At 63.4% G+C, this 3570-nt stretch carries 5 protein-coding genes and 1 pseudogene; 1 reads left to right on the top strand and 5 read right to left on the bottom strand.

All coding sequences use genetic code 11. The features are described 5' to 3' along the window. Nucleotides 1-435: helix-turn-helix transcriptional regulator (locus ENZ74_RS25810; RefSeq protein ID WP_245471009.1), on the top strand; the 435-nt coding region annotated here is incomplete at its 5' end. A gap of 34 nt (nucleotides 436-469) precedes the next feature. Here ENZ74_RS25810 and ENZ74_RS25805 read toward each other — a convergent pair. From ENZ74_RS25805 to ENZ74_RS35355, 5 genes and pseudogenes are all read right to left on the bottom strand, one after another. Next, on the bottom strand, nucleotides 470-907 hold the full coding sequence (locus ENZ74_RS25805; RefSeq protein ID WP_024502682.1) for a hypothetical protein: 438 nt from the start codon (nucleotides 905-907) through the stop codon (nucleotides 470-472). Then, nucleotides 904-1986, bottom strand: a complete 1083-nt coding sequence (gene flhB, locus ENZ74_RS25800; protein WP_024502683.1) for a flagellar biosynthesis protein FlhB — start codon at nucleotides 1984-1986, stop codon at nucleotides 904-906. The genes ENZ74_RS25805 and flhB overlap by 4 nt, the downstream gene beginning before the upstream one ends. A gap of 9 nt (nucleotides 1987-1995) precedes the next feature. After that, nucleotides 1996-3006, bottom strand: coding sequence for a flagellar motor switch protein FliG (locus ENZ74_RS25795; RefSeq protein WP_013529806.1), 1011 nt, complete (start codon nucleotides 3004-3006; stop codon nucleotides 1996-1998). 43 nt (nucleotides 3007-3049) lie between these two features. Continuing rightward, nucleotides 3050-3436: a flagellar motor switch protein FliN gene (gene fliN / locus ENZ74_RS25790; protein ID WP_023809994.1), complete on the bottom strand. Its 387-nt coding sequence runs from the start codon at nucleotides 3434-3436 to the stop codon at nucleotides 3050-3052. 16 nt (nucleotides 3437-3452) lie between these two features. Beyond that, nucleotides 3453-3570: pseudogene (locus tag ENZ74_RS35355) on the bottom strand (flagellar motor switch protein FliM); the annotation flags it as partial.

The following is a 3570-nucleotide window of genomic DNA, read 5'->3' as shown; positions in this document are numbered from 1 at the left end:
GTCACCGCCATGGCCGAGATGTTCGGCAATCTCGCCTGGACGCAGCAGATGGCGCCGCTGGCGCCCGGCACCAGCGGCATCGCCTTCCCCGTCCACGCCGACCGCGGCCAATGCGGCCTTGTCGTTTTCCTGGGCTCGGAGATCACCCTGTCGCAGGACGCTCTCTACGAGATCCACGCTCGTTGCTTTTCGTTGTTCGCCGCAGTCGCCCGCATCCGCCCGAGCGATGCCGGCCGCATGCGTGCAATCTCCAAGCGCGAACTCGAATGCCTGAAGCTGACCGCCAACGGCAACACCAGCGAGGAGATCGCGCGACTCCTGAAACTGTCGGTGCACACCGCCAACCAGTATCTGACCCAATCGACCCAGAAGCTCAACGCCGTCAATCGCAACCAGGCCGTTGCCAAGGCGCTGCGGCTGGGCTTGATCGAATAGGGGAATTCGGCAGCGCTTCGAAAGCGACCGACGGTCAGCGATAGGCCAGCGGCTCGACCTTGCGGATACGCGCCTCTTCGATCACCGCTTCGAGCAGCGCCGTGTTGCGCTCCGGGTCTTCGCCCGGCTTCTCGAACGATACGTAGTTGACCGCCACCGACGCGCCGAGCTCGCTCAGCGTCAGCTGGAAATAGACGGTGACGCCGGGCGGCCTCAGTTCCAGATCGAGCACGATGCGCGGGCTGCCGCTCCAGTCGACATGCGCCTCACCACCATGGCCGAGCCGCAGAGTACCCGGCATGAAGAACAACTCAACCGCTGAATCGACCAGGTCCGACAGGCATGCGAAATGCTCCAGCCGGATAAAGGCGATGTAGTCGGCGACATCGATCAGCCTCAGTTCGCCCACCACCTGCTCGATGGCGCTGGCGACGATGATCTCGCGGGATTTTGCGTGCGGTTGCCGGTTCATGAAATCTGTCTGCGCTCAGCCTTTTTCGAGTAGACGATCCGCACCAGTTCGGCGACGGCCTGGTAGAATTGTGACGGGATCACATTATCGACCGAAACTTGCTTGTACATGGAGCGGGCGAGCGCCACGTCCTCGAAGATCGGGATGTTGTGTTCCCGCGCGATCTCGCGGATCTTGAGCGCCACCAGATCCTGGCCCTTGGCCAGCACCATGGGCGCCGAGTCCTCGTCGCGCACATATTTCAGCGCGATCGAGAAGTGCGTCGGGTTGGCGATGATCAGCGTCGCGCGCGGCACCGCCGTCATCATCCGTTTGCGCGCCCGGTCGCGCGCCAGCGAGCGCAGCCGCGACTTGACGATCGGGTCGCCCTCGGACTGTTTGAACTCGTCCTTGACCTCCTGCTTGCTCATGCGCAGATCCTGCTTCCAGTGGAAGCGCGACCAGACGATGTCGACTGCCGCGATCAGCCCCATGACGAAGACGATCGCCACCAGGATGTCGACGGCGATGCCGCGGATGACGAGACCGAAGGCGACCGGATTGGTGATCATCCCGGCGAGCAGCTTGCGGTGGTCTTCCGACAGGGTGAAGCTCAGCACGACGATGGCAAACCCGACCTTGCCGAGTGACTTCAGGAACTCGACCCAACCCTGGATGCCGAACAGCCTGTTCCAACCCTTGGCGATCGAAATACGCGAGAGTTGCGGCCGGACCCGCTCGCCTACGAATTGCGGCATGTTCTGGAACACCGAGGCGCCGACGCCGGCGACGGTCAGCAGCACCATCAAGCTCAGGACGGCGCGGCCGACCTCGAGCAGGACGATCTTGTAAAGCGCGATGACGTCGGTCTCCGTGTCCATCGGCCAGGCTTCCGGCTTCTCCAGGAACATCGACAGGAACATGCCGAGATCGATGATCGCATCCTTGGCGTAGAAGACGGTGAACACCAGTATGGCAACGAACGAGGCAAAGAGCGCTGTCTCCCGCGAATGGGGCAGCTTGCCCTGTTCGATGGTGTCGCGGATCTTCTTTTCCGTCGCCTCTTCGGTTTTCGAATCCTTGTCGACCGCGTCAGCCATGGCGCGGTCCTAGGCGGCGTCTTGGGTCGAGGGGAGTTCGAAGGCGCCTTCGCGCGACAGCCGGATCGTCGTCGTCACGATCGTCTTGCGGGCCGCCATGATATCGGCGAGGGGGATCCCGTCCGAGCCCTGCCCGAGCTCGGCTTCGATCATGCGCCGCGAGCGGGCGCCGATGGCCGACAGCACCGATTCTGCAAGGGCGGCCGACGTGCCACGCAAGGCCAGCGTGACCAGCTCCGTCGATAGCCCGTCGAACAGCAGCACCCGCGCTTTCTGGGTGAGCAGCGGCAGATCGTCGAAAGCAAACAGCCGGGCTCGCACGCCGTCGAGATCAGGCGTGCCGGCGGCTTCCAGATCCTGCATCACCTCCTCGAGCAGCGGCTTGTCGAGTTCGTTGAGGACGCTGGCGACACGCGCCTGTCCGGCCGAGGTATCCTTGGTCGAGGTTTCGGCCAGCACACTGGTGCGCAGCCGGTTTTCGACGATCCTGGCGGCAGCGTCGGGAACATTGGCCATCGTCACCATGCGCTTGATGATTTCTCCACGCATCGGCTTGGTCAGTGTCAGCAGCACGCTCGCCGCCACCTGCGGCGCCAGCTTCGACAACACCATGGCCGCTGTCTGCGGATGCTCACCGGCCAGGAAGGCGCCAAGCCGCGCCGGTTCGAGCTTTTCGAGCTCGGGCCAGATCGGCGGCGGGCCTTCCGGTGCGACCTCGAATTTCCTGTCGCCCATGATCGCGCTCATCTCTTCGGGCGAGAGCGATTCGTTGAGGATGGTGTCCATCCTGTCGGCGGAATCGAGCAATCCCGCCCCTTCGGTGAATTCGGCCTCGAACTCAGCGACAATGCGCTCAAGATCGCTTTGCGGAATCGTCCGCAGCAGCCGGGCGCCCTCGATCAGGGCCTTCAGTTCTTCCTGCTTGAAGAATTTCAGCAGGCGGCTGGCCGACGGCTTGCCCATCGCCACAAGTATGGCGGCCGCCTTCTGCGCGCGGGTCAAGGTCACCGGCGTCGTCATGCCACTCGCCTCCGCTGCCACCGGCAAGCCCCGCAAACCATGTCTAGGCGCCCTTCGTGCCGGCGATGATTTCGGTCAGCCTGATGCCGAAGCGCGAAGGATCGCTTTCCAGAACGGTTATCTCGCCGCGCGCGATCTTTCGGCCGTTGACCACGACGTCGACAGGTTCGCCGATGCGGCGATTGAGCGCCACGGTCGACCCTTTTTGCAGCGCCATCAGATCGGAGACCGGCATCTCGGTGCTGCCGAGGATGATCTGGACATCGACGGGGATGTTCATGATCACGCTCGAATTGGCCGATGAGGCCGCCCTGAACGCCGCATCGGGACGTTGCTCCTCTTCATGCAGGACCCCGCGCAACTCTTCGATGGCACGGTCGAGTTGCTCGTCCGGCTGGTCGAGGTCGGCTTCCGCCTTGGTTTTGGCCATGATCGTCTCCAAATGCTCAGGCGCGTCCGGCGGCAGCCGGCATCAGCCCGTCGATAAAGTCCTGCCCGGCATCGTAAGGTTGCCTGATCCGGACGGTGTAATTCTGTCCCAGTTTGCCGAACTCGCATACGAAC

Origin of the sequence: Mesorhizobium sp. M7A.F.Ca.CA.002.15.2.1, assembly GCF_003998715.1 — a bacterium.
GTDB lineage: Bacteria > Pseudomonadota > Alphaproteobacteria > Rhizobiales > Rhizobiaceae > Mesorhizobium > Mesorhizobium ciceri.
Note: the sequence above shows the minus strand (reverse complement) of the source record. Positions and strands in the feature narration are given on the sequence as shown.